Genomic DNA, 26,397 nt, shown 5'->3' with positions numbered 1-26,397 from the left:
GCGACCGGTTCTAGCGATTTATCGCGAAAAACCGAAAACAGTAACAGGTTTAAACTGAAGAGTTTGATCCTGGCTCAGATTGAACGCTGGCGGCATGCCTTACACATGCAAGTCGAACGGCAGCACGGGTGCTTGCACCTGGTGGCGAGTGGCGAACGGGTGAGTAATATATCGGAACGTACCTTGTAGTGGGGGATAGCTCGGCGAAAGCCGGATTAATACCGCATACGCTCTGAGGAGGAAAGCGGGGGACCTTCGGGCCTCGCGCTACAAGAGCGGCCGATATCAGATTAGCTAGTTGGTGAGGTAAAAGCTCACCAAGGCGACGATCTGTAGCTGGTCTGAGAGGACGACCAGCCACACTGGGACTGAGACACGGCCCAGACTCCTACGGGAGGCAGCAGTGGGGAATTTTGGACAATGGGCGAAAGCCTGATCCAGCAATGCCGCGTGTGTGAAGAAGGCCTTCGGGTTGTAAAGCACTTTTGTCCGGAAAGAAATCCTCTGGGTTAATACCTCGGGGGGATGACGGTACCGGAAGAATAAGCACCGGCTAACTACGTGCCAGCAGCCGCGGTAATACGTAGGGTGCAAGCGTTAATCGGAATTACTGGGCGTAAAGCGTGCGCAGGCGGTTTTGTAAGACGGATGTGAAATCCCCGGGCTCAACCTGGGAACTGCATTCGTGACTGCAAGGCTAGAGTATGGCAGAGGGGGGTAGAATTCCACGTGTAGCAGTGAAATGCGTAGAGATGTGGAGGAATACCGATGGCGAAGGCAGCCCCCTGGGCCAATACTGACGCTCATGCACGAAAGCGTGGGGAGCAAACAGGATTAGATACCCTGGTAGTCCACGCCCTAAACGATGTCAACTAGTTGTTGGGGATTCATTTCCTTAGTAACGTAGCTAACGCGTGAAGTTGACCGCCTGGGGAGTACGGTCGCAAGATTAAAACTCAAAGGAATTGACGGGGACCCGCACAAGCGGTGGATGATGTGGATTAATTCGATGCAACGCGAAAAACCTTACCTACCCTTGACATGTACGGAATCCTGCTGAGAGGTGGGAGTGCTCGAAAGAGAACCGTAACACAGGTGCTGCATGGCTGTCGTCAGCTCGTGTCGTGAGATGTTGGGTTAAGTCCCGCAACGAGCGCAACCCTTGTCCTTAGTTGCTACGCAAGAGCACTCTAAGGAGACTGCCGGTGACAAACCGGAGGAAGGTGGGGATGACGTCAAGTCCTCATGGCCCTTATGGGTAGGGCTTCACACGTCATACAATGGTCGGTACAGAGGGCTGCCAAACCGCGAGGTGGAGCTAACCCCAGAAAACCGATCGTAGTCCGGATCGCAGTCTGCAACTCGACTGCGTGAAGCTGGAATCGCTAGTAATCGCGGATCAGCATGTCGCGGTGAATACGTTCCCGGGTCTTGTACACACCGCCCGTCACACCATGGGAGTGGGTTTTGCCAGAAGTAGGTAGCCTAACCGCAAGGAGGGCGCTTACCACGGCAGGATTCATGACTGGGGTGAAGTCGTAACAAGGTAGCCGTAGGGGAACCTGCGGCTGGATCACCTCCTTTCTAGAGCATGCACTGGAAGTTGAGTGTTCACGCTTATCGGTTGTTGACTGCGTAGATCTAAGTCGGGTCTGTAGCTCAGGTGGTTAGAGCACCGTCTTGATAAGGCGGGGGTCGAAGGTTCAAGTCCTTCCAGACCCACCAACTCTTTCCACTGACGTCCGGTAGAAAGAAATCTGGCTGAGGCAAGGCACAAAGAGCCGCTGCATACATGGGTATGCAAGGTTTTTTGTAACGCTGAATCAGGCTGATTTTGGGGGATTAGCTCAGCTGGGAGAGCACCTGCTTTGCAAGCAGGGGGTCGTCGGTTCGATCCCGTCATCCTCCACCACTTCTTAGATCACATCGATGTCAGTCAAAAGCAAGTTATCTCAGTGGTACTTCTGAAGTAAATCCCTGAATGTGAATGCTTTTGAATGACAGCAATGTCATGCAGTATTTGTTCTTTAACAATTTGGAAGAAGAAGTAGTACAACGGAAGCGCGTTAGAGATGGCGCGTGGAAATTGTACGGGTTGTGATTGTATCAACCAGTATTTAAAGTGATCGAAAGATGACTTGGAATACGGCACAACGCTAATACTCAACCTATAAAGGATGTGTCGAGAGACGCACTCGTTATAGGGTCAAGCGAATAAGTGCATGTGGTGGATGCCTTGGCGATTACAGGCGATGAAGGACGCGATAGCCTGCGAAAAGTTGTGGGGAGCTGGCAAATAAGCATTGATCCACAAATGTCCGAATGGGGAAACCCGGCCTTTTAGGTCATCCTAGACTGAATACATAGGTCTAGCGAAGCGAACGCGGCGAACTGAAACATCTAAGTAGCTGCAGGAAAAGAAATCAACCGAGATTCCCAAAGTAGTGGCGAGCGAAATGGGACCAGCCTTCAAGATTTAGCACCGGTGTTATCAAAACGGAATGGAAAGTCCGGCCATAGTGGGTGATAGCCCCGTATGAGAAAACCCTGGTGTGGAACTAAGCTTGAGAAAAGTAGGGCGGGACACGTGAAATCCTGTCTGAAGATGGGGGGACCATCCTCCAAGGCTAAATACTCGTAATCGACCGATAGTGAACCAGTACCGTGAGGGAAAGGCGAAAAGAACCCCGGGAGGGGAGTGAAATAGATCCTGAAACCGCATGCATACAAACAGTCGGAGCCTCGTAAGGGGTGACGGCGTACCTTTTGTATAATGGGTCAGCGACTTACATTCAGTGGCAAGCTTAACCGAATAGGGAAGGCGTAGCGAAAGCGAGTCCGAATAGGGCGTTCAGTCGCTGGGTGTAGACCCGAAACCAAGTGATCTATCCATGGCCAGGTTGAAGGTGCGGTAACACGTACTGGAGGACCGAACCCACTAACGTTGAAAAGTTAGGGGATGAGCTGTGGATAGGGGTGAAAGGCTAAACAAACTTGGAAATAGCTGGTTCTCTCCGAAAACTATTTAGGTAGTGCCTCGTGTATCACCTTCGGGGGTAGAGCACTGTCATGGTTGAGGGGTCCATTGCGGATTACCTCGCCATAGCAAACTCCGAATACCGAAGAGTGCAATCACGGGAGACAGACATCGGGTGCTAACGTCCGGTGTCAAGAGGGAAACAACCCAGACCGCCAGCTAAGGTCCCTAAATATTGCTAAGTGGGAAACGAAGTGGGAAGGCTAAAACAGTCAGGAGGTTGGCTTAGAAGCAGCCACCCTTTAAAGAAAGCGTAATAGCTCACTGATCGAGTCGTCCTGCGCGGAAGATGTAACGGGGCTAAGCAATATACCGAAGCTGCGGATGCGAGCTTGCTCGCATGGTAGGAGAGCGTTCTGTAAGCCTGTGAAGGTGTCTTGTAAAGGATGCTGGAGGTATCAGAAGTGCGAATGCTGACATGAGTAGCGATAAAGGGGGTGAAAGGCCCCCTCGCCGTAAGCCCAAGGTTTCCTACGCAACGTTCATCGGCGTAGGGTGAGTCGGCCCCTAAGGCGAGGCAGAGATGCGTAGCTGATGGGAAGCAGGTTAATATTCCTGCACCGTCGTATGATGCGATGGGGGGACGGATCGCGGAAGGTTGTCCGGGTGTTGGAAGTCCCGGTCCCTGCAGTGGAGAAGGCGCTTAGGCAAATCCGGGCGCGTAATTCAAGGCTGTGGGGCGAGCGAACTTGTTCGCGAAGCAATTGGAAGTGGTTCCAAGAAAAGCCTCTAAGCTTCAGTCATACGAGACCGTACCGCAAACCGACACAGGTGGGCGAGATGAGTATTCTAAGGCGCTTGAGAGAACTCGGGAGAAGGAACTCGGCAAATTGGTACCGTAACTTCGGGATAAGGTACGCCCTTGTAGCTTGACTGGCCTGCGCCAGGAGGGTGAAGGGGTTGCAATAAACTGGTGGCTGCGACTGTTTAATAAAAACACAGCACTCTGCAAACACGAAAGTGGACGTATAGGGTGTGACGCCTGCCCGGTGCCGGAAGATTAAATGATGGGGTGCAAGCTCTTGATTGAAGTCCCGGTAAACGGCGGCCGTAACTATAACGGTCCTAAGGTAGCGAAATTCCTTGTCGGGTAAGTTCCGACCTGCACGAATGGCGTAACGATGGCCACACTGTCTCCTCCCGAGACTCAGCGAAGTTGAAGTGTTTGTGATGATGCAATCTACCCGCGGCTAGACGGAAAGACCCCATGAACCTTTACTGTAGCTTTGCATTGGACTTTGAACCGGTCTGTGTAGGATAGGTGGGAGGCTTTGAAGCAGGAACGCTAGTTTCTGTGGAGCCGTCCTTGAAATACCACCCTGGCTTGTTTGAGGTTCTAACCTAGGTCCGTAATCCGGATCGGGGACAGTGCATGGTAGGCAGTTTGACTGGGGCGGTCTCCTCCCAAAGTGTAACGGAGGAGTACGAAGGTACGCTAGGTACGGTCGGAAATCGTGCTGATAGTGCAATGGCAAAAGCGTGCTTAACTGCGAGACTGACAAGTCGAGCAGGTGCGAAAGCAGGTCATAGTGATCCGGTGGTTCTGTATGGAAGGGCCATCGCTCAACGGATAAAAGGTACTCTGGGGATAACAGGCTGATACCGCCCAAGAGTTCATATCGACGGCGGTGTTTGGCACCTCGATGTCGGCTCATCTCATCCTGGGGCTGTAGCCGGTCCCAAGGGTATGGCTGTTCGCCATTTAAAGAGGTACGTGAGCTGGGTTTAAAACGTCGTGAGACAGTTTGGTCCCTATCTGCCGTGGGCGTTGGAAGTTTGAAGGGGGCTGCTCCTAGTACGAGAGGACCGGAGTGGACGAACCTCTGGTGTACCGGTTGTCACGCCAGTGGCATCGCCGGGTAGCTATGTTCGGAAGAGATAACCGCTGAAAGCATCTAAGCGGGAAACTCGCCTTAAGATGAGACTTCCCTGGGAACTCGATTCCCCTTAAGGGTCGTTCAAGACCAGGACGTTGATAGGTCAGGTGTGGAAGCGCAGTAATGCGTTAAGCTAACTGATACTAATTGCCCGTGAGGCTTGATCCTATAACCAGTGTGTTTTTCCTGGTGTGAGTATCGCTGTGCCGATACACTCACAACCCACAAGTTGTTGTACTACGCTTCTTCCGAATTGGTTTTGTTGGGATACCCTCCCAGCAGAACATACAAGTTATGCCTGATGACCATAGCGAGTTGGAACCACCCCTTCCCATCCCGAACAGGACCGTGAAACGACTCCACGCCGATGATAGTGCGGATACCCGTGTGAAAGTAGGTAATCGTCAGGCTCCCCTTAAAAACCCCTTGCTACCCGGTAGCGAGGGGTTTTTGCTTTTGGGCGCGCATTCTTTGCGTAATCCGCGACCGCAGCCGCAAGCTGCGCCAAGGTTGATCTCGCGTCCACGCGCAGCGTAACGGTACTTCTAGGCTTCCGCTCTGCCCGCTCGACAGACTCGGACTGATCACGTCTCTAGACGCCAGACGCCAGACGCCAGACTCCAGACGCCAGACGCCAGACTCCAGACTCCAGACGCCAGACGCCAGACGCCAGACGCCAGACTCCAGACGCCAGACTCCAGACTCCAGACTCCAGACGCCACACGCCACACGCCACACGCCACACGCCACACGCAGGGCGATGCCGCGAGTAATGTCGGCAACGTCCGCCGTTCGCGCTGGTGCGAGGGCTGAGGAGCGACGATTCTTTTGTGCGCCCATCCATTTTCTACAGTGCAGTGCCCACAAACTCCGGTCCGTTGTCCATCAGGCTCGCAGCCCTGCGATGCTGGGGGCGGGCGAAGACCTCCTCAAGCAGCGCCCACGTGCTGGCTTAATCCCGGTTTGGTGCTCGTGGTTGAACTCGATCGGTAGCCTGGCGGAGAGCTCGCAGGCTGAGAAATAGCGTTCTCAGTGTGCTTATTCGCTGAGACTGGTGCTGGTCGACGTACGCTGATACGGCGCTCGTTGCAGCGCTTCAGCTTAAGAACTGCTGTGCAAACCGGTGTTTAGTCGCTGATGCTGTCGGCGCAACTTCCGTCCATCGCGTGCCGAGCATGCCAGAAACAAGCCTTCTCGAGAAACGCGCATTATCCGTTGGTGTCACGTCGATTAGAGATACGACTTCCCGCAGAGAATCGCTGAATGGCTTGCGTTGCGGCGACTGACTTCCCACCTTGGGAATTTCGACCTGCGCGCCTTTGTCGTTACATGGCGCCGGGTCGGTTCTGTTACGCCTCGCCTTGAAGCGTCCGGGGATATACGCGCATCCAGACGAAGGAATGGCCCCGGCTGAGGTCGGCGTATTCCGTCTGGTGGAGCGCCACGCGATTGAACGAAGGAATGGGATGACCGCGAGTCGTTGCTGAGCTACGGAATGGAAGCAGCCCGGATCCGTATCTGAGGCCCCGGTTCGGGGAGCGGCCACTTTTCCTCACCCTAATAACACCGTGGGATCCATGGAATATGAGCCTGGGCTGCTGCGGTCGATGGGGTGGATGAATGCGTGCTTGGAATCGAAAGCGTGGCCGGAGAGCGGCGTAATGGCTGCCTAGTGGCGCCGACACCTATCGCGGCAGATAGCCGCAAAGACCCAGGCATGGCTATTCCGATCCGGGGCGCAGGAAGCTGAAGTCAGCTGTCAGCCGGGCGCCGGCGTACTTCTGCCGGGCCCGGCGTTAATCGCCCCACCGCAAAGCCGATACCGTCCGCAGAGCTCCTCTCGGTAGCATCGCGGTTGCCGGTCGGCCGGGATGTCTGGCAAATCTGCACATATCGCGAAAAATCAACAACTTGCCGCATGCGGCGAAATTTTGATGAGATGCAGGCATAGAAACTGCATATTTAATGCGTCGAAGGTGTTGACAAGGCGAGGGGACATCTCCATAATTGCAAATTCTCTGCGGAGGGGTGCCCGAGTGGCTAAAGGGGGCAGACTGTAAATCTGTTGGCTTACGCCTACGTTGGTTCGAATCCAACCTCCTCCACCAGAATGCGGAAGTAATAAGCGCCGGAAGCATGAGTCTCCGGCGCTTGTTACCAAGTGGCGAGAGTCAGAATCCAAGCGGGTGTAGCTCAATGGTAGAGCAGAAGCCTTCCAAGCTTATGACGAGGGTTCGATTCCCTTCACCCGCTCCAGGTGACGCGCAGACGAAGTAGCAGTACAGGATTCGCCCATGTGGCTCAGTGGTAGAGCACTCCCTTGGTAAGGGAGAGGTCGGCAGTTCGATCCTGCCCATGGGCACCAAAAGATAGTGAAGCGCGGCAATCAACATGCCGAGCAACCTCGGCAATAGATAACCCGTTAGGAGTCGGAAATGGCAAAGGAAAAATTCGAGCGGACTAAGCCGCACGTGAACGTCGGCACCATCGGTCACGTTGACCATGGCAAGACCACCCTGACGGCCGCTATCGCAACGGTCCTGTCGTCGAAGTTCGGCGGCCAGGCCAAGAAGTACGACGAAATCGACGCAGCGCCGGAAGAAAAGGCACGCGGTATTACCATCAACACCGCGCACATCGAGTACGAAACGGCTAACCGCCACTACGCACACGTTGACTGCCCGGGCCACGCCGACTACGTCAAGAACATGATTACCGGTGCTGCCCAGATGGACGGCGCTATCCTGGTTTGCTCGGCAGCTGACGGCCCGATGCCGCAAACGCGCGAGCACATCCTGCTGGCCCGTCAGGTTGGCGTGCCGTACATCATCGTGTTCCTGAACAAGTGCGACATGGTCGACGACGCCGAGCTGCTCGAGCTGGTCGAAATGGAAGTTCGCGAACTCCTGACCAAGTACGAATTCCCGGGCGACGATCTGCCGATCATCAAGGGTTCGGCCAAGCTGGCGCTGGAAGGCGACAAGGGCGAACTGGGCGAAGTGGCCATCATGGCTCTGGCCGACGCACTGGACTCGTACATCCCGACGCCGGAACGTGCTATCGACAAGACGTTCCTGATGCCGGTCGAAGACGTGTTCTCGATCTCGGGTCGCGGTACGGTGGTGACGGGCCGCGTTGAGTCGGGCGTGATCAAGGTCGGCGAAGAAATCGAAATCGTCGGTATCGTTCCGACGGTCAAGACGATTTGCACGGGCGTTGAAATGTTCCGCAAGCTGCTCGACCAAGGTCAGGCAGGCGACAACGTCGGTATTCTGCTGCGTGGTACGAAGCGTGAAGAAGTTCAGCGTGGTCAAGTTCTGGCCAAGCCGGGCTCGATCAAGCCGCACACGGACTTCACGGGCGAGGTCTACATTCTGTCGAAGGATGAAGGTGGTCGTCACACCCCGTTCTTCAACAACTACCGTCCGCAGTTCTACTTCCGTACGACGGACGTGACGGGTTCGATCAGCCTGCCGGAAGGCAAGGAAATGGTCATGCCTGGCGACAACGTTTCGATCACGGTCAAGCTGATCGCTCCGATCGCCATGACCGAAGGTCTGCGTTTCGCAATCCGCGAAGGTGGCCGTACTGTCGGCGCCGGCGTGGTTGCAACGATCGTAGCTTAAGCCGGTACCTTAACGGTCCGCGCTTACGGGGTCAGCTTTTGGCGGTTGGCCCCTCTGCTGTTTTAGGGGTATAGCTCAACTGGCAGAGCGTCGGTCTCCAAAACCGAAGGTTGGGGGTTCGATTCCCTCTGCCCCTGCCAAACAACTGTCTGCAAGCTGGAAATGGCGAATTCTCCTGTAGAAACTGTACGTACGACTGGCGACAAGCTGCTGCTGGCCGTGGCCGGGCTGCTGGTCGTTGCCGGCGTCGTCGCGTTCTACACTTTGGAGCAACAAGCGCTGTACGTGCGCGTTGCCGCCATCGTTGTCATTCTGGTGATCGCAGCTTTTGTGGCATTGATGTCGCAAACCGGCAAAGGCTTCCTGGCTTTTGCTAAGGATGCGTACAAAGAAGTGGGTAAGGTCGTTTGGCCGACCCGTAAAGAGGCCGCTCAAACGACTGCGATTGTCTTCGCGTTCGTCGTCGTGATGGCGCTGTATCTGTGGATCAGCGACAAGACGATTGAATGGGCGGTGTTCTCTTTGATTCTAGGCTGGAAGTGATATGTCTGATACCGGAGCTGCACCGAGCAAGAAGCGCTGGTACGTCATTCATGCCTACTCCGGCATGGAAAAAAGCGTAGCCAAAGCGCTTCAAGAGCGTATTACGCGTGGCGGTATGCAAGATTACTTCGGTCAGATTCTTGTCCCGACCGAAGAAGTTGTTGAAACCACGGCTGGTCATAAGAAAGTTACCGAACGTCGTTTCTTCCCCGGCTATGTGCTGTGCGAGATGGAAATGACCGACGAATCGTGGCACTTGGTGAAGAACACACCCAAGGTCACGGGCTTCATCGGCGGCACGGGTAACCGTCCGACGCCGATTCGCCAGGCAGAAGTCGACAAGATCATGTCGCAAATCAAGGATGGGGTTGAAAAGCCGCGTCCCAAGACGTTGTTCGAAGTGGGAGAGCTGGTTCGAGTCAAGGATGGTCCTTTCACGGACTTCAACGGCTCGGTCGAAGAAGTGAACTACGAAAAAGCCCGCCTCCGCGTATCCGTTACCATCTTTGGACGGGCAACTCCGGTAGAACTGGAGTTCGGACAAGTCGAAAAGATCTAAGAATAAAATGCGCCGGCGCGACGTCCGGCGCGTTTTTGCGTTGGTGACACCCGTCGCCGAGGAGCGTCAGTAGCCAGGTTTCCGGTGAAAGCGCGCTATGACTCAACCCCGAATATGCGCCACATATTCGTTCCGGAGTAAACCATGGCAAAGAAAATCATCGGCTTTATCAAGCTGCAGATTCCTGCAGGTAAAGCCAATCCGTCGCCCCCCGTGGGCCCGGCCCTGGGTCAGCGTGGCCTGAACATTATGGAGTTCTGCAAGGCGTTCAACGCGCAAACGCAGAGCCTCGAACCGGGTCTGCCGATTCCGGTGGTGATCACCGCTTTCGCGGACAAGAGCTTCACGTTCGTCCTGAAGACCCCGCCGGCAACGGTGCTGATCAAGAAGGCTGCCAACCTGCAAAAGGGTTCGGCCAAGCCGCACACCGATAAGGTGGGCAAGATCACCCGCGCACAAGCGGAAGAAATCGCGAAGACCAAGATGCCTGACCTTACCGCCTCCGATCTGGACGCCGCGGTTCGCACCATCGCTGGCAGCGCACGTTCGATGGGCATCACGGTGGAGGGTCTGTAATGGCTAAGATCTCTAAGCGTCAACAAGCACTGGCCGCCAAGGTCGACCGTAACAAGCTGTACCCGGTCGGCGACGCTCTGGCTCTGGTCAAGGAATGCGCAAGCGCCAAGTTCGACGAGTCGATCGACGTCGCCGTTCAGCTCGGCGTGGATGCGAAGAAGTCGGACCAAGTGGTTCGCGGTTCGGTCGTTCTGCCGGCAGGTACCGGTAAGTCGGTTCGCGTGGCTGTTTTCGCCCAGGGCGAAAAGGCCGAGCAAGCCAAGGCTGCCGGCGCTGAAATCGTGGGTATGGAAGACCTCGCCGAGCAGATCAAGGCCGGCAACATGGACTTCGACATCGTGATCGCTTCGCCGGACACGATGCGTATCGTCGGTACGCTGGGCCAGATTCTCGGCCCGCGCGGCCTGATGCCGAACCCGAAGGTTGGCACGGTGACCCCGGACGTGGCCACGGCAGTGAAGAACGCCAAGGCTGGTCAGGTGCAATTCCGCGTCGACAAGGCCGGTATCATCCACGCCACGATCGGTCGCGCGTCGTTCGAACCGGCAGCTCTGCAACAGAACCTTTCGGCCCTGCTGGAAGCCCTGACGAAGTCGAAGCCGGCTTCGAGCAAGGGTGTCTACCTGCGCAAGATCGCCCTGTCGAGCACGATGGGCGTTGGCGTGCGTGTGGACCAGGCCAGCCTGACGGCCTAAGCGAGACATCGCAATCGCAGGGTGATGGCGTCCCCTGCGATGGCTGAGATCCTTGTGATCGACAGCCTGCAGCAAAAGACTTTGGGCGGAAGCGGCATCTTCGGAGATCGCTTCCGGTTATCAAAGACCGTTGGCGGGAATGGGCATTCACTGACAGTCCCTTAATACGCCAGCCAACGCAGATGGCGAACCCGAACAAGTTATGCAGTCAAGCCGTCGCACGCGGGCAACCGTTGCGGGGGTTGAAACTCCAGACATGTCGGTAAGCCGTTAGTGGAACGGCATCACCATGAGGTGATGTCAATTTTGGAGGTTAACCGTGGCACTTAATCTTGATGATAAGAAAGCCGTCGTGGCAGAAGTTTCGGCGCAAGTCGCCGCCGCTTCGACCATCGTTGTGGCTGAATATCGCGGAATCACGGTTGGCGATCTGACGAAGCTTCGCGCCAATGCGCGTCAGCAAGGCGTCTACCTGCGCGTTCTGAAGAACACGCTGGCACGTCGTGCAGTGGAAAACACTGCATTTGCTGACCTGGCTGAGCAGATGACCGGTCCTCTGATCTACGGTATCTCGACGGATCCCGTAGCCGCTGCGAAAGTCTTGAATGACTTTTCGAAGGGCAACGACAAGTTGATCTTGAAGGCCGGCTCGTACGACGGCAAGGTGATGGACAAGGCAGGCGTGCAAGCGCTGGCCTCGATCCCGAGCCGCGACGAACTGCTCGCGAAGTTGCTGGGTGTCATGCAAGCGCCGGTTTCCGGCTTTGCTCGCGTCCTGGCTGCCGTGGCAGAGAAGAAGCAAGCGGAAGCTGCTTAAGTCTCTCTTCGGTTACACGATCGCTGACTTCGGTCCGAACACAATCTAGGAGTTTTACAAATGGCAATCACGAAAGACGAAATCATCGAAGCCGTAGGCGCGATGTCGGTTATGGAACTGAACGACCTGGTCAAGGCGTTCGAAGAGAAGTTCGGCGTGTCGGCTGCTGCCCTGGCAGTTGCTGGCCCGGCTGGCGCTGGCGGCGGTGCTGCTGCTGCTGAAGAGCAAACCGAATTCAACGTCATCCTGGCAGAAGTCGGTGCAAACAAGGTCGGCGTCATTAAGGCCGTCCGCGAAATCACCGGCCTGGGCCTGAAGGAAGCCAAGGATCTGGTTGATGGCGCTCCGAAGGCTGTCAAGGAAGGCGTCGACAAGGCTGCTGCTGACGAAGCCAAGAAGAAGCTGGAAGAAGCCGGCGCCAAGGTCGAAGTCAAGTAATTCGACTCTGCGCGTAGGGAAGGCTGGCGACGAAATGTCGTCAGCCTTTTTGTGCTTTCAGGAGATGCAAATCCCAAAATCGGGATTCCAAATTCGAAAGCCGGCGTGAGTCTGCGCCAAGTGTTTGAAAAACAAGTGATTTCGTCGAGCAAGGGGTTGCTCGCAACGTTTCAAACGCATGTTCCACCCTGAGTGGCACGCAATGACGGCTGTTGTGCCGCATTGAAGAAGTGACCGAGAGGCCAAAGAAAAAATCGCGATGGAACATGCTCGGCATGCGATCCATGACGGTTTTCTCTTTGTCTTCTGAAGCGACTGCAGAAGGCAAGTTTGGTCGGGCGACGGGCAACACAGGCATCCGTCGCCGTCAGCCAGCGGTTGGTAGCGGCCAACCACCAAGCTCGTTGCTCCGCGGCAAGCCCGCCGTGGGGGACGTCTGGTCTCAGTCGATGAACACCCGTTGACGATGCCTGCCGTCGTCGTCAGCGTAGTGATTCGGAGATCGTAATGCACTATTCCTTCACCGAGAAGAAACGCATTCGCAAGAGTTTTGCGAAGCGTCCGACCGTGCACAAGGTGCCGTTTTTGCTGGCCACCCAGCTCGCCTCGTACACATCGTTCTTGCAAGCCGATACGCTTGCATCGGAGCGGAAGCCGGAGGGTCTGCAAGCAGCCTTCTCCTCCATTTTCCCGATCGTTTCTCACAACGGGTTCGCACGCCTCGAGTTCGTCAGCTATCTGCTCGGCACTCCCGCGTTCGATGTCAAGGAATGTCAACAGCGCGGCCTGACCTTCTGCTCGGCCCTGCGCGCCAAGGTTCGTCTGGTGATTCTCGACAAGGAATCGCCGAACAAGCCGGTAGTGAAGGAAGTCAAGGAACAGGAAGTGTACATGGGCGAAATTCCGCTCATGACCTCGACGGGTTCCTTCGTCATCAATGGCACGGAACGTGTCATCGTCTCGCAGCTGCACCGCTCGCCCGGCGTGTTCTTCGAACACGACAAGGGCAAGACGCACAGCTCGGGCAAACTGCTGTTCTCCGCGCGTATCATTCCGTACCGCGGCTCGTGGCTCGACTTCGAATTCGATCCGAAGGACATCCTGTACTTCCGCGTTGACCGCCGTCGCAAGATGCCGGTCACGATCCTGCTCAAGGCTATCGGCCTGACGCCGGAACAGATCCTCGCGAACTTCTTCGTGTTCGACAACTTCAAGCTGATGCCGGAAGGCGCACAGATGGAGTTCGTGCCGGAGCGTCTGCGCGGTGAAGTCGCGCGTTTCGACATTACGGATCGCGAAGGCAAGGTCATCGTCCAGAAGGACAAGCGCGTCAACGCGAAGCACATTCGCGATCTGGAGAACGCCAACACCAAGTTCATCTCGGTGCCGGAAGACTATCTCCTCGGCCGTGTGCTCGCCAAGAACGTGATCGATGGCGATACCGGTGAAGTTATCGCCAACGCCAACGACGAAATCACCGAAAGCGTGCTGGTCAAGCTGCGCGAGTCGGGCGTGTCGGACATCCAGACGCTGTACACGAACGATCTGGATCAGGGTTCGTACATCTCGGCCACGCTGCGTATCGACGAAACCGCCGACCAGACGGCAGCGCGTATCGCGATTTATCGCATGATGCGCCCGGGCGAGCCGCCGACCGAAGATGCGGTCGAGGCCCTGTTCAACCGTCTGTTCTACAGCGAAGAAGCGTACGACCTGTCGAAGGTGGGTCGTATGAAGTTCAACCGCCGTGTCGGCCGCGACGAAGTGCTCGGCCCGATGACGCTGGAAGACGACGACATTCTCGCGACCATCAAGATCCTCGTGGATCTGCGTAACGGCCGCGGCGAAGTCGACGACATCGACCACCTGGGTAACCGTCGTGTGCGTTGTGTCGGCGAACTGGCGGAAAACCAGTTCCGCGCCGGTCTGGTGCGTGTCGAGCGTGCTGTGAAGGAACGTCTGGGTCAGGCCGAATCGGAAAACCTGATGCCGCACGACCTGATCAACAGCAAGCCGATTTCGTCGGCCATTCGCGAGTTCTTCGGTTCGTCGCAGCTGTCGCAGTTCATGGACCAGACCAACCCGCTGTCGGAAATCACGCACAAGCGTCGTGTGTCCGCACTGGGCCCGGGCGGTCTGACGCGCGAGCGCGCAGGCTTTGAAGTTCGTGACGTGCACCCGACCCACTATGGCCGCGTGTGCCCGATCGAAACGCCGGAAGGTCCGAACATCGGTCTGATCAACTCGCTGGCACTGTACGCCCGCCTGAACGAATACGGCTTCCTGGAAACGCCGTATCGCAAGGTGGTGGACGGCAAGGTCACCGACCAGATCGACTACCTGTCGGCCATTGAAGAAGGTCGCTACGTGATCGCTCAGGCGAACGCGTCGATCGGCGCCAACGGCGAACTCACCGACGAACTGGTGTCGTCGCGTGAAGCCGGCGAAACGCTGATGGTCACCCCGGACCGCATCCAGTACATGGACGTGGCGCCGTCGCAGATCGTCTCGGTCGCAGCTTCGCTGATCCCGTTCCTCGAGCACGATGACGCGAACCGCGCATTGATGGGCTCGAACATGCAGCGCCAGGCCGTGCCTTGCCTGCGCCCGGAAAAGGCGGTCGTCGGTACGGGTATCGAACGTACGGTGGCTGTCGACTCGGGTACGACCGTGCAGGCGTTCCGTGGCGGTGTGGTCGATTACGTCGACGCCGGCCGTGTGGTGATTCGCGTGAACGACGATGAAGCCGTTGCCGGTGAAGTCGGCGTGGACATCTACAACCTGATCAAGTACACGCGTTCGAACCAGAACACCAACATCAACCAGCGCCCGATCGTGGAAGTGGGCGACAAGGTGGCGCGCGGCGATGTGATCGCCGACGGCGCGTCGACCGACCTGGGTGAGCTGGCGCTGGGTCAGAACATGCTGATCGCGTTCATGCCGTGGAACGGCTACAACTTCGAGGACTCGATCCTGATCTCGGAGCGTGTCGTTGCGGAAGACCGTTATACGTCGATCCACATCGAAGAGCTGAACGTGGTCGCTCGCGACACGAAGCTCGGACCGGAAGAAATCACGCGCGACATCTCGAACCTGGCGGAAGTGCAACTGAGCCGTCTGGACGAGTCGGGCATCGTGTACATCGGTGCGGAAGTCGAAGCGGGCGACGTGCTGGTGGGCAAGGTCACGCCGAAGGGCGAAACCCAGCTCACGCCGGAAGAAAAGCTGCTGCGCGCGATCTTCGGCGAGAAGGCGTCGGACGTGAAGGACACCTCGCTGCGCGTGCCGTCGGGCATGAGCGGCACCGTCATCGACGTGCAGGTGTTCACGCGTGAAGGCATTCAGCGCGACAAGCGTGCTCAGCAGATCATCGACGATGAGCTGAAGGGCTATCGCCTGGACCTGAACGACCAGCTGCGTATCGTGGAAGGCGACGCATTCCAGCGTCTGGAGCGTTTCCTGGTCGGCAAGACGGCCAACGGCGGCCCGAAGAAGCTGGCCAAGGGCACCAAGATCACCAAGGAATACCTGGCCGATCTGGATCGCTACCACTGGTTCGACATTCGTCTGGCGGACGACGAAGGTGCGCAACAGCTCGAGCAGATCAAGGAATCGATCGAGCAGAAACGTCACTCGTTCGACCTCGCCTTCGAAGAGAAGCGCAAGAAGCTCACGCAAGGCGACGAACTGCCGCCGGGCGTGCTGAAGATGGTCAAGGTGTACCTGGCGGTCAAGCGTCGTCTGCAACCCGGCGACAAGATGGCCGGCCGTCACGGTAACAAGGGTGTGGTCTCGAAGATCGTGCCGATCGAGGATATGCCGTACATGGCCGACGGCCGTCCGGCGGACATCGTGCTCAACCCGCTCGGCGTGCCGTCGCGGATGAACGTGGGTCAGATTCTCGAATCGCACCTCGGCTGGGCAGCGAAGGGGCTGGGCTGGCGCATCGGCGAAATGCTGCAAGCGCACACCAAGGTCCAGGAAATTCGCAAGTTCCTGACGAAGATCTACAACGAGAGCGGTCAGCAAGAAGATATCGACAGCCTGTCGGACGACGAAGTCATGTCGCTCGCACGCAACCTGCAGAACGGCGTTCCGTTCGCGACGCCGGTGTTCGACGGTGCGCATGAAGAGGAAATCCGTCGCATGCTGGATCTGGCGTTCCCGGATCACATCGCGAAGGAACTCGGCATGACCAAGTCGAAGAACCAGGTCACGCTGTACGACGGTCGCACGGGCGAAGCCTTCGAGCGTACGGTCACGTGCGGCTTCATGCACATGCTCAAGCTGCACCACCTGGTCGACGACAAGATGCACGCACGTTCGACCGGTCCGTACTCGCTGGTGACGCAACAGCCGTTGGGCGGTAAGGCTCAGTTCGGTGGTCAGCGCTTCGGTGAAATGGAAGTGTGGGCACTGGAAGCCTACGGCGCATCGTATGTGCTGCAGGAAATGCTGACGGTGAAGTCGGATGACGTGACGGGTCGTACGAAGGTGTACGAGAACCTCGTGAAGGGCGATCACGTGATCGATGCCGGTATGCCGGAGTCGTTCAACGTGCTGGTCAAGGAAATCCGTTCGCTCGGTATCGATATCGACCTGGAGCGCGGTTAATCGCGTTCAGGCAACAGGAGAAAGCAATGAAAGCTTTGCTCGATCTATTCAAGCAAGTCCAGCAGGACGAACAGTTCGACGCGATCAAGATCGGTCTGGCTTCGCCGGACAAGATCCGCTCGTGGTCGTTCGGTGAAGTGAAGAAGCCGGAGACGATCAACTACCGGACCTTCAAGCCCGAGCGCGACGGTTTGTTCTGCGCAAAGATCTTCGGTCCGATCAAGGACTACGAATGCCTTTGCGGCAAGTACAAGCGCCTGAAGCACCGTGGCGTGATCTGCGAGAAGTGCGGCGTGGAAGTGACGCTGGCCAAGGTGCGCCGTGAGCGCATGGGCCACATCGAACTGGCCTCGCCGGTTGCGCACATCTGGTTCCTGAAGTCGCTCCCGTCGCGTCTGGGCATGGTGCTCGACATGACGCTGCGCGACATCGAACGCGTGCTGTACTTCGAAGCTTACGTGGTCCTCGAACCGGGCATGACGCCGCTCAAGCGTTGCCAGATCATGACCGAGGAGGATTACTACAACAAGGTCGAGGAATACGGCGACGAATTCCGTGCCGAGATGGGCGCGGAAGGCGTGCGCGAGCTGCTGCGCTCGATCGACATCGACCAGCAGGTCGAGCATCTGCGCGCCGAGCTGCAGGCCACGGGCTCGGAAGCCAAGATCAAGAAGTACGCCAAGCGCCTGAAGGTGCTCGAGGCATTCCAGCGCTCGGGCATCAAGCCCGAGTGGATGGTGCTCGAAGTGCTGCCGGTGCTCCCGCCCGAGCTGCGCCCGCTGGTGCCGCTCGACGGTGGCCGCTTCGCGACCTCGGACCTGAACGATCTGTATCGCCGCGTCATCAACCGTAACAACCGTCTGAAGCGTCTGCTCGAGCTCAAGGCCCCGGACATCATCGTGCGCAACGAAAAGCGCATGCTGCAGGAGTCCGTGGACTCGCTGCTCGACAACGGTCGCCGCGGCAAGGCGATGACCGGTGCGAACAAGCGTCCGCTCAAGTCGCTGGCCGACATGATCAAGGGCAAGAGCGGTCGTTTCCGTCAGAACCTGCTGGGCAAGCGCGTCGACTACTCGGGCCGTTCGGTGATTACCGTGGGCCCGACGCTCAAGCTGCATCAGTGCGGTCTGCCGAAGCTGATGGCGCTCGAACTCTTCAAGCCGTTCATCTTCCACAAGCTGGAAGTGATGGGCGTGGCCACGACGATCAAGGCTGCGAAGAAGGAAGTCGAGAACCAGACGCCGGTGGTGTGGGACATCCTCGAAGATGTGATCCGCGAACACCCGATCATGCTCAACCGCGCACCGACGCTGCACCGCCTGGGTATTCAGGCGTTCGAGCCGGTGCTGATCGAAGGCAAGGCAATTCAGCTTCACCCGCTGGTTTGCGCGGCGTTCAACGCCGACTTCGACGGTGACCAGATGGCCGTTCACGTGCCGCTGTCGCTCGAAGCGCAGATGGAAGCGCGTACCCTGATGCTGGCCTCGAACAACGTGTTGTTCCCGGCCAACGGCGATCCGTCGATCGTGCCGTCGCAGGATATCGTGCTGGGTCTGTACTATGCGACCCGCGACAAGATCAACGGCAAGGGCGAAGGCCTGTCGTTCATCGATGTCTCGGAAGTGCTGCGTGCGTACGACAACAAGGAAGTCGAACTGGCTTCGCGCGTGAACGTGCGTATCACGGAGTACACGGTCGATCCGGAAACCGGCGAGAAGACGCCGAAGATCACGCTGTACCCGACGACCGTCGGCCGCGCGATCCTGTCGGAAATTCTGCCCCCGGGCCTGCCGTTCTCGGTGCTGAACAAGTCGCTCAAGAAGAAGGAAATCTCGAAGCTGATCAACACGGCGTTCCGTCGTTGCGGTCTGCGCGAGACGGTGATTTTCGTCGACAAGCTGATGCAGTCGGGCTTCCGCCTGGCAACGCGTGCCGGTATCTCGATCTGCGTCGACGACATGCTCGTGCCGACGAAGAAGGAAGAGCTGATCGGCGAAGCATCGAAGAAGGTCAAGGAATACGACCGTCAGTACATGTCGGGTCTGGTCACGGCGCAAGAGCGTTACAACAACGTCGTGGACATTTGGGGTGCTACCGGTGACGCCGTGGGTAAGGCGATGATGGAGCAGCTCTCGAAGGAGAAGACGACCGACCGCGATGGCAACGTCGTGGAGCAGGAGTCGTTCAACTCGATTTACATGATGGCCGACTCCGGTGCTCGCGGTTCGAGCGCCCAGATTCGCCAGCTCGCCGGTATGCGTGGCCTGATGGCCAAGCCGGACGGCTCGATTATCGAGACGCCGATTACCGCGAACTTCCGCGAAGGCCTGAACGTGTTGCAGTACTTCATCTCGACCCACGGTGCACGTAAGGGTCTGGCCGATACGGCATTGAAGACGGCAAACTCGGGTTACCTGACGCGTCGTCTGGTCGACGTGACGCAGGATCTGGTCGTGGTCGAAGACGATTGCGGCACGAGCAACGGCGTGGCGATGAAGGCGCTGGTCGAGGGCGGTGAAGTGGTCGAAGCCCTGCGTGACCGTATCCTGGGTCGTGTGGCTGTGGCCGATGTCGTGAATCCGGAAACGCAGGAAACGGTGTACGAGGCGGGCACGCTGCTCGACGAAGACGTCGTCGAAATGATCGAGACGCTGGGTATCGACGAAGTGCGTGTGCGCACGCCGCTGACCTGCGATACGCGTTTCGGTCTGTGTGCCGCATGCTATGGCCGCGATCTGGGCCGTGGTACGCGCGTGAACGTCGGCGAAGCGGTGGGTGTGATCGCCGCGCAGTCGATCGGTGAACCGGGCACGCAGCTCACGATGCGTACGTTCCACATCGGTGGTGCGGCGTCGCGTGCGGCAGTGGCCTCGTCGATCGAAGCCAAGTCGAACGGTACGGTTCGCTTCACGGCAACCATGCGTTACGTGACGAACGGCAAGGGTGAGCAGATCGCGATCTCGCGTTCGGGCGAAGTCCTGATCACGGACGATCACGGTCGCGAGCGCGAGCGTCACAAGGTGCCGTACGGCGCCACGTTGCTGCAACTGGATGGCGCACAGGTCAAGGCCGGCGCCCAACTGGCCACGTGGGATCCGCTGACGCGCCCGATCATTACCGAACACGGCGGCTTCGCCAAGTTCGAGAACGTCGAGGAAGGTGTCACGGTCGCCAAGCAGATCGACGATGTGACGGGTCTGTCCACGCTGGTCGTGATCGATCCGAAGCGTCGTGGTCCGGCGTCGAAGAACGTGCGTCCGCAGGTCAAGCTGCTCGACGAGAATGGCGTGGAAGTGAAGATCCCGGGCACCGATCATCCTGTGACGATCGGCTTCCAGGTGGGCGCACTGATCACCATCAAGGACGGTCAGCACGTGCCGGTGGGCGAAGTGCTTGCACGTATCCCGACCGAAGCGCAGAAGACCCGCGACATTACCGGGGGTCTGCCGCGTGTGGCCGAGCTGTTCGAAGCGCGTGCACCGAAGGACGCCGGTATTCTGGCCGAAGTCACGGGCACCACGTCGTTCGGTAAGGACACCAAGGGCAAGCAGCGTCTGGTCATTACCGATCTGGACGGCAACCAGCACGAATTCCTGATTCCGAAGGAAAAGCAGGTGCTGGTGCACGACGGTCAGGTGGTGAACAAGGGCGAAATGATCGTGGACGGCCCGGCCGACCCGCACGACATCCTGCGTTTGCAGGGTATCGAAGCGCTGTCGCGCTACATCGTCGATGAAGTGCAGGACGTGTACCGTTTGCAGGGTGTGAAGATCAACGACAAGCACATCGAGGTGATCGTTCGCCAGATGCTGCGTCGTGTGCAGATCACCGACAACGGCGATACGCGCTTCATCATCGGCGAGCAGGTCGAGCGTTCGGACATGCTCTACGAGAACGACGCCATGATTGCCGCGGACAAGCGCCCGGCGCAGTACGAGAACGTGCTGCTGGGTATTACCAAGGCATCGCTGTCGACGGACTCGTTCATCTCGGCTGCATCGTTCCAGGAAACGACGCGCGTGCTGACCGAAGCCGCCATCATGGGCAAGAAGGACGACCTGCGTGGCCTGAAGGAAAACGTCATCGTCGGCCGTCTGATCCCGGCAGGTACGGGTCTGGCGTATCACAAGGCCCGCAAGGCCCGCGAAACGTCGGATCGCGAGCGTCACGACCAGATCGCTCTGGAAGAGGCGTTTGCCCCGATGCCCACGTCGGTGGAAGAACCGACCGCAGAGTAAGCGGTATGACATCAGGGCGGGGAGCGCCGGCGAGCGCCGGGACTTCCCACCTGATGTGAAGCGACAAGGAAACGGCACCCTTTGCGGGGTGCCGTTTTTCTTTTGCGCGACGGCAAATCAGCGGCGGGCGTCATCGCAATGTCGTTTTAAGTACTTGAAACAACGATATAATTTTCGCTCCCTCCCAGCGATGTGGCGTAGCCTCCTACGAACCGGAATATGGCGATAACTCCTGTAATTCTGTGCGGCGGTAGTGGTACCCGTTTATGGCCCCTGTCGCGGGCCAGCTATCCCAAGCAATATCTCGCGTTGGCCGGCTCCGACACATTGCTCCAGCAGACGGTCAGGCGCGTGCGCGCGCTCGACGGCGCCGTGGCGCCGCTGATCATCTCCCACAACGAACAACGCTTTCTCGTGGCCGAGCAGTTGCGCGCCATCGATACGGCGCCGAGCGCTATCGTGCTCGAACCCGTCGCGCGCAATACGGCGCCGGCCGTCGCCGTGGCGGCGCTGATCGCCCAGCGTCAGGACGCCGACGCCACGCTGCTCGTGCTGCCGTCGGATCACGCCATCGCACACGAGGCCAAATTCCTCGAAGCGGTGCGCGCGGCCCGCACACTCGCCGACGACGGCTATCTCGTCACCTTTGGCATTCCCCCGACATCGCCGCATACCGGCTATGGGTATATCCGTCGTGGCAGCGCCACGCAGGTGTGCGCGAGCGGTTTCAACATCGACCAGTTCGTCGAGAAACCGGACGCCGCCAAAGCGGCCGAGTTGATCGCCGCGGGCGACTGCTACTGGAACAGCGGCATGTTCATGTTCAAGGCGTCCTCCTATCTGGACGAGCTCGAACGCCTCGCGCCGGAGATGCTTCGACAGGCCAAAGCTGCTGTCGAACTCGGCGCAGTGGACATTGATTTCTTCCGTCTCGACAAGGCAAGTCTGGAAGCCTGTCCGTCGGACTCCATCGACTACGCCGTCATGGAAAAGGCGCGCCGCGCTGCCGTGGTGGATGCCGAAGGTCTCGGATGGAACGATATCGGTTCATGGTCGGCGGTCGCGGAGATTGCCGAACGGGACGAAGACGGCAACAGTCTCATCGGCGACGTTGTCGTGCACGGCGTCAAGAACAGCTACGTGCGCAGCGAAAGCCGGATGGTGGCTGCCATCGGTGTGGACAATCTCGTCATTGTCGAGACGCCGGACGTCGTCATGGTCACCTCGAAGGACCATGTGCAGGATGTGAAACGCATGGTCGAGAAGCTCGTCGCCGACGGCCGTTCGGAGTCGGTGTTCCACCAGCGTGTTTTCCGTCCCTGGGGCGACTATGAAGGCATTTGCGTGGGCGACCGGTTCCAGGTGAAGAAGATCGTCGTGAAGCCGGGCGCGTCGCTGAGCTTGCAAATGCACTTCCATCGCTCCGAGCATTGGGTGGTGGTCAAGGGCACCGCACGCGTGGTGAATGGCGAGCACACGGTACTGCTCACGGAGAATCAATCGACGTATATCCCGGTGGGCACCACGCATCGTCTCGAGAACCCGGGCAAAGTGCCGCTGGAGCTCATCGAAGTCCAGTCGGGCGCCTATCTGGGCGAAGACGACATCGTGCGTTTCCAGGACGACTACGGCCGCACGAAGTAGGTGCGCTTCGTCGACGGCAAAGAAAAAAACGGCTCACGTCATGAACTGACCCCCAAGAGTTGGACATAAATCCAACCCTTGGGGGTTTTTGCATGACGAAGTACGACGAGGCGTTCAAGCGCCGTGCAGTTCGCGAATATCTAGACGGTGGGCGTGGCAGCCGGCATGTAAGCCAGAAGTACGGTGTTGGTTGTACGGTGCTACGGCGTTGGGTGAATGCTTATCGTGAGCATGGCGACGCAGGGCTTCGCAAGAAGCACGAAACCTATAGTGCCGAGTTCAAGATGTCGGTGCTCCAGCACATGTGGCATCACGAGCTGTCGTACCAGCGCACATGCGCGGTGTTCGATTTACGCGAAGGCAATAGTGTCAGCCGTTGGGAGCGCCAGTATCATGAGGGTGGTTTCGAAGCTCTCAAGCCTCGCCGTAAAGGCCGGCCACCCAAGATGTCCCAACCCAAACAGCCACCCCAGCCGACGACGCCCGGCGACGAGCGTGCGCGTGAAGACCTGCTCAAAGAAATCGAATACCTGCGCGCGGAGGTGGCGTACCTAAAAAAGTTGGACGAACTGCTCCGGGCCAAGGAGCAGACAGCGCCAAAGAAAAAGCGCAAGCGGTGAGCACATTGCGTGAGCGTCACCCGCTCGGGGCACTGTTAAAGATTGCTGGCTTAGCGCGTAGCACGTTCTATTACCAGATGACGGTGGCTAAGGCCGGAGATCGTCATAGCGAGCTCAAGGCGAAGATCGCGCAGGTCTTTGCGTACCACAAGGGTCGCTACGGCTACCGCCGCGTGACGGCCGCGCTGCGCCAGAACGGTACTCCCGTGAATCACAAGACGGTGCAACGCTTGATGGCACTACTGCGGCTCAAGTCGCTTGTGCGCCCTAAGAAGTACCGCTCCTATCGGGGAGAGATCGGGCGTATCGCGCCGAATCTACTGGCTCGTCAGTTCGAGGCCAAACGACCCAACGAGAAATGGGTGACGGATGTCACGGAATTCAACGTTGACGGTAAGAAGCTATATTTGTCCCCGGTTTTAGATCTCTACAACGGCGAGATCGTGGCTTGGCAGACCAGTGAGCGGCCTGATTTTGCACTCATCCAAGGCATGCTGGACAAGGCCTTTGTGCGTTTGGCCGAGGGCCAAGCGCCAATGCTTCATTCCGACCAGGGCTGGGCTTATCAAATGCGGGCATATCGCGAACGGCTTGCCGCACGGGGCATCTCACAGAGCATGTCTCGCAAAGGCAATTGTCTGGATAATGCCGCCATGGAGAGCTTTTTCGGCACGCTCAAATCCGAGTGCTTTCGCCTGGCGCACTTTGACAGCGTTGATCAACTACGCCGAGCGATTGCCGAGTACATCCGTTATTACAACCACGATCGCATCAAGCTCAAGCTAAAAGGGCTGAGTCCTGTGCAGTACAGAACCCAGCCCTTAACCACATAACTTTCCCGTCCAACTTTACGGGGTCAGTTCATCACGTAAGCCGTTTTTTTATGGGCGGGCGATCGAGCCGGATCGGTCCCGATCAGAACCCGAAGTGGCCTTGTACGTAGACCATACGCGGTGCGCCGACCATGATGCCGCCATTCTGGTCCGTGTTGCGCGTGTAGAAGCGCTTGTCGAACACGTTGTTCAGACCCACGGTGATATCGGCGTTCTTGTAGAACGGCAACTTGTACATGGCCTGCAGATTCCACACGCGATAGCCCGGCACCTTGCCGTTCGTGCCGTCCGCCGACTGCGCTTCGGTGTTGGCGAGGTCGGCATACTGCGAGCTCTGGTGTGTCGTCGAGACGTTGAACGTCCACTGACCGATCTCGTAGCGTGCGCCGAGCGTGTCGGTAAAGCGCGAATAGAACGGCACGTCCAGACCCGCCGTCGTGCCAGACTTCTGGATGGCGCGCACGTACGTGAAGTTTGCGTACAGGTTCAGGCCGCGCAACACGCTGTCGCGGTCGAAGGTGTAATCGAGGGCCGTTTCGATGCCGTCGTGGTTCGTTGCGCCAATGTTCTGGAAGGTCGCCGGGCTGACGTTCGGCACCTGCAGAATCTGGTTGTCGAACTTCATCTTGAAGGCGGTAAGTTCGGCCTTCCAGCGCGCGTCCGTCCAGCGGGTGCCGATTTCGAAGGTACGGGCGACTTCCGGTTGCAGCGGATTCGTGGCGGACATCGAGTTCAGCTGCGTGTTCTGCACCGGCCCGAACGACGTGCTGTAGTCCGCGAAGATCGTCCACGCACTGTTGACCAGATACGACAGGTTCACCGAGGGCAGCGGCTTGTTGTTATCCGTGCGGAAGGTGCTGCCGGACGCTTTGTCGACACGCTGAGACGAGATGAATTCATAACGCACGCCGGGGGTGAAACGCCAGTTGCCCCATGCCATGCGGTCGTCGATGTAGAACGCGTTGGCGCTCGTGTAGTTGTAGAACGTGGTGGTTGCCGACGTCTTGCCGTTGGCGACATTGACGTTGAAGTTGTTGTCGTCGCCGCGTTCATGAACGTAGCGGTAACCCACCGTCACGTCGTGGGCCGTGGGGCCGAAGAACAGGCGCTGCGTGTAACGCGGTTCGATGCCGAACGTTTCATAGTTGCGCGGCTGGTGAACGCTCACGAGCGGCAGCACCGACAGGTTCGTGAGCGAGCTTTGACGATAGCTTTCGTTGTAGAACGTACGGATCTCGAATTCCTGCGTATCTGAGATCGTATTCAGGTAGCCGAAGTCGAGCCCGGTGCGGTTACCGCTCCAATAGTCGTTCGGACGCGTGTTCTGAAACGGATCGGCGTTGTACTGGGCGGCGCTCAGACCGCCCGGTGTCATCGACTTGGCGTCGTAGTACGAGAGCTTGCCGTACACCTGCTGACTCGGCGTGATGTCGTAGCGCCACTTCAATGCCACGTCGTTCACGTTCTCGTTACTGCCCGTGCGCCAGTCGCGCCCGACCATGCCGGAATACAGCAGGGCGAGACCGAGACCGTTATCCATCTGCGTGCCGAGGAACAGGCCGTACTGCGTGTTGGCGCCGCCGCCGGTCGTGTACATGTTCTCGCGAACGGTCGCGTCCGCGCTCAAGCCCGGCGTGTTCGGAATCGAGCGGGTCTTGAAGTTGATCACGCCGCCGACGTTCTGCGGACCATAGCGCACCGCGCCACCGCTGCGAACCACGTCGATGCTCTCGATGTTGAACAGGCTCACCGGCGCGAACGACAGTTGCGGCTGACCGTAGGGCGCCACGGCCAGCGGGATGCCGTCGAGCAGCACCGTTGAGCGCGGGCTGAAACGGCCCGCGAGACCCCGAACGCCAATGTTCAGCGAGATGGCGCTACCGGCGCTACTGGAGTTGTCGGTGGCCTGCACGCCGGGAATACGGCGCATGACATCGCCAATGCTCGCCGCGCCGGACGCCTCGATCTGCTCCTTCTTGACGACCGTGCGAGCGCCCGGAAATGTCTTCGCGCTGGTGTCCAGCCCCGTGCCGAGCCAGTCGCCGGACACGTTGACCGTGCCCAGTTCGACGTCGGCCCTGGCTTCGGCGGCCGCCGTGGCTTGCTGCGCGTGCGCCGCACCGAGCGTCGCCACGAACAGCGCCGCAGCGCATGCGGTTGCGCGAGCGGCGGCGTGGGGCAGACGGGTTTGGAGAGTGAGGCGGCGGGGACCTTGCACGCGAGCGGCGTGGGCGGCGCGTGCGCGGCGACTGACGGACATCTTCATCTTGGCTGACCTTC

13 protein-coding genes, 6 tRNA genes and 3 rRNA genes are annotated in these 26,397 nt (G+C 58.4%); 20 read left to right on the top strand and 2 right to left on the bottom strand.

The window, feature by feature from the left end:
* The first annotated feature begins 51 nt into the window (after positions 1–51).
* The 16 genes from UC34_RS23215 to rplL all read left to right on the top strand — a co-directional run bounded on the left by UC34_RS23215 (position 52) and on the right by rplL (position 12,168).
* A 16S ribosomal RNA gene (locus tag UC34_RS23215) occupies positions 52–1,584 on the top strand.
* Between the two features lie 64 nt (positions 1,585–1,648).
* Positions 1,649–1,725: transfer RNA gene (locus UC34_RS23210), tRNA-Ile, on the top strand.
* 111 nt (positions 1,726–1,836) lie between these two features.
* A tRNA-Ala gene (locus UC34_RS23205) sits at positions 1,837–1,912 on the top strand.
* 292 nt (positions 1,913–2,204) lie between these two features.
* Positions 2,205–5,082, top strand: a 23S ribosomal RNA gene (locus UC34_RS23200).
* 129 nt (positions 5,083–5,211) lie between these two features.
* A 5S ribosomal RNA gene (gene rrf, locus UC34_RS23195) occupies positions 5,212–5,324 on the top strand.
* Together the 16S, 23S and 5S rRNA genes with 2 tRNA genes alongside form the textbook arrangement of a ribosomal RNA operon.
* 1,612 nt (positions 5,325–6,936) lie before the next feature.
* Positions 6,937–7,022, top strand: a tRNA-Tyr gene (locus UC34_RS23185).
* A 74-nt stretch (positions 7,023–7,096) separates the two neighbouring features.
* Positions 7,097–7,170: transfer RNA gene (locus tag UC34_RS23180), tRNA-Gly, on the top strand.
* A gap of 34 nt (positions 7,171–7,204) precedes the next feature.
* Positions 7,205–7,279: transfer RNA gene (locus UC34_RS23175), tRNA-Thr, on the top strand.
* 70 nt (positions 7,280–7,349) lie between these two features.
* On the top strand, positions 7,350–8,540 hold the full coding sequence (tuf, locus tag UC34_RS23170) for an elongation factor Tu (RefSeq protein ID WP_044457352.1): 1,191 nt from the start codon (positions 7,350–7,352) through the stop codon (positions 8,538–8,540).
* Between the two features lie 64 nt (positions 8,541–8,604).
* Positions 8,605–8,680: transfer RNA gene (locus tag UC34_RS23165), tRNA-Trp, on the top strand.
* 22 nt (positions 8,681–8,702) lie between these two features.
* Positions 8,703–9,083: a preprotein translocase subunit SecE gene (gene secE / locus UC34_RS23160; RefSeq protein ID WP_044457351.1), complete on the top strand. Its 381-nt coding sequence runs from the start codon at positions 8,703–8,705 to the stop codon at positions 9,081–9,083.
* A gap of 1 nt (position 9,084) precedes the next feature.
* The gene (gene nusG, locus UC34_RS23155) at positions 9,085–9,642 is read left to right on the top strand and encodes a transcription termination/antitermination protein NusG (RefSeq protein ID WP_044457350.1); all 558 of its coding nucleotides are present in this window, start codon (positions 9,085–9,087) and stop codon (positions 9,640–9,642) included.
* A 144-nt stretch (positions 9,643–9,786) separates the two neighbouring features.
* Positions 9,787–10,218 carry a 50S ribosomal protein L11 gene (gene rplK / locus UC34_RS23150; RefSeq protein WP_039393782.1) on the top strand — a complete coding sequence of 144 codons (432 nt, stop codon included), beginning with the start codon at positions 9,787–9,789 and terminating at the stop codon, positions 10,216–10,218.
* A complete protein-coding gene (gene rplA, locus UC34_RS23145) occupies positions 10,218–10,913 on the top strand; it encodes a 50S ribosomal protein L1 (protein ID WP_044457349.1) in 696 nt (231 codons plus the stop codon). The genes rplK and rplA overlap by 1 nt, the downstream gene beginning before the upstream one ends.
* A gap of 319 nt (positions 10,914–11,232) precedes the next feature.
* Entirely contained in the window at positions 11,233–11,730 is a 498-nt protein-coding gene (gene rplJ / locus UC34_RS23140) for a 50S ribosomal protein L10 (RefSeq protein ID WP_039393778.1), read from the top strand.
* 60 nt (positions 11,731–11,790) lie between these two features.
* The gene (rplL, locus tag UC34_RS23135; RefSeq protein WP_023593799.1) at positions 11,791–12,168 is read left to right on the top strand and encodes a 50S ribosomal protein L7/L12; all 378 of its coding nucleotides are present in this window, start codon (positions 11,791–11,793) and stop codon (positions 12,166–12,168) included.
* A 40-nt stretch (positions 12,169–12,208) separates the two neighbouring features.
* On the opposite strand, the gene UC34_RS25530 is transcribed toward rplL, so the two are convergent.
* On the bottom strand, positions 12,209–12,454 hold the full coding sequence (locus UC34_RS25530) for a hypothetical protein (RefSeq protein ID WP_157123280.1): 246 nt from the start codon (positions 12,452–12,454) through the stop codon (positions 12,209–12,211).
* Positions 12,455–12,675: 221 nt separating this feature from the next.
* Here UC34_RS25530 and rpoB point away from each other — a divergent pair, with 221 nt between their 5' ends.
* From rpoB to UC34_RS25525, 4 genes are all read left to right on the top strand, one after another.
* On the top strand, positions 12,676–16,782 hold the full coding sequence (rpoB, locus tag UC34_RS23130) for a DNA-directed RNA polymerase subunit beta (RefSeq protein ID WP_044457348.1): 4,107 nt from the start codon (positions 12,676–12,678) through the stop codon (positions 16,780–16,782).
* A 26-nt stretch (positions 16,783–16,808) separates the two neighbouring features.
* Entirely contained in the window at positions 16,809–21,020 is a 4,212-nt protein-coding gene (gene rpoC, locus UC34_RS23125) for a DNA-directed RNA polymerase subunit beta' (RefSeq protein WP_044457347.1), read from the top strand.
* Positions 21,021–21,239: 219 nt separating this feature from the next.
* Positions 21,240–22,664 (top strand): mannose-1-phosphate guanylyltransferase/mannose-6-phosphate isomerase, encoded by a 1,425-nt coding sequence (locus UC34_RS23120; RefSeq protein ID WP_044457346.1) that lies wholly within the window; start codon positions 21,240–21,242, stop codon positions 22,662–22,664.
* Positions 22,665–22,756: 92 nt separating this feature from the next.
* A protein-coding gene (locus UC34_RS25525) for an IS3 family transposase (RefSeq protein WP_418303908.1) occupies positions 22,757–24,117 on the top strand; the annotation gives its coding sequence in 2 pieces (ribosomal slippage) (positions 22,757–23,231 and positions 23,231–24,117; 1,362 coding nt in all).
* Positions 24,118–24,199: 82 nt separating this feature from the next.
* Here UC34_RS25525 and UC34_RS23105 read toward each other — a convergent pair.
* A complete protein-coding gene (locus UC34_RS23105) occupies positions 24,200–26,383 on the bottom strand; it encodes a TonB-dependent receptor family protein (protein ID WP_084070912.1) in 2,184 nt (727 codons plus the stop codon).
* Between the last annotated feature and the right edge of the window lie 14 nt (positions 26,384–26,397).

Source organism: Pandoraea vervacti, from assembly GCF_000934605.2.
Classification (GTDB): Bacteria; Pseudomonadota; Gammaproteobacteria; order Burkholderiales; family Burkholderiaceae; genus Pandoraea; species Pandoraea vervacti.
The sequence above is the reverse complement of the archived record's forward strand: the minus strand, read 5'-3'. Positions and strand labels throughout refer to the sequence as shown.

Coding starts and splice junctions, on each gene's coding strand:
- tuf (WP_044457352.1), top strand. CDS start 7,350: ATGGCAAAGGAAAAATTCGAGCGGACTAAGCCGCACGTGAACGTCGGC.
- secE (WP_044457351.1), top strand. CDS start 8,703: ATGGCGAATTCTCCTGTAGAAACTGTACGTACGACTGGCGACAAGCTG.
- nusG (WP_044457350.1), top strand. CDS start 9,085: ATGTCTGATACCGGAGCTGCACCGAGCAAGAAGCGCTGGTACGTCATT.
- rplK (WP_039393782.1), top strand. CDS start 9,787: ATGGCAAAGAAAATCATCGGCTTTATCAAGCTGCAGATTCCTGCAGGT.
- rplA (WP_044457349.1), top strand. CDS start 10,218: ATGGCTAAGATCTCTAAGCGTCAACAAGCACTGGCCGCCAAGGTCGAC.
- rplL (WP_023593799.1), top strand. CDS start 11,791: ATGGCAATCACGAAAGACGAAATCATCGAAGCCGTAGGCGCGATGTCG.
- UC34_RS25530 (WP_157123280.1), bottom strand. CDS start 12,454: ATGGATCGCATGCCGAGCATGTTCCATCGCGATTTTTTCTTTGGCCTC.
- rpoB (WP_044457348.1), top strand. CDS start 12,676: ATGCACTATTCCTTCACCGAGAAGAAACGCATTCGCAAGAGTTTTGCG.
- rpoC (WP_044457347.1), top strand. CDS start 16,809: ATGAAAGCTTTGCTCGATCTATTCAAGCAAGTCCAGCAGGACGAACAG.
- UC34_RS23120 (WP_044457346.1), top strand. CDS start 21,240: ATGGCGATAACTCCTGTAATTCTGTGCGGCGGTAGTGGTACCCGTTTA.
- UC34_RS23105 (WP_084070912.1), bottom strand. CDS start 26,383: ATGAAGATGTCCGTCAGTCGCCGCGCACGCGCCGCCCACGCCGCTCGC.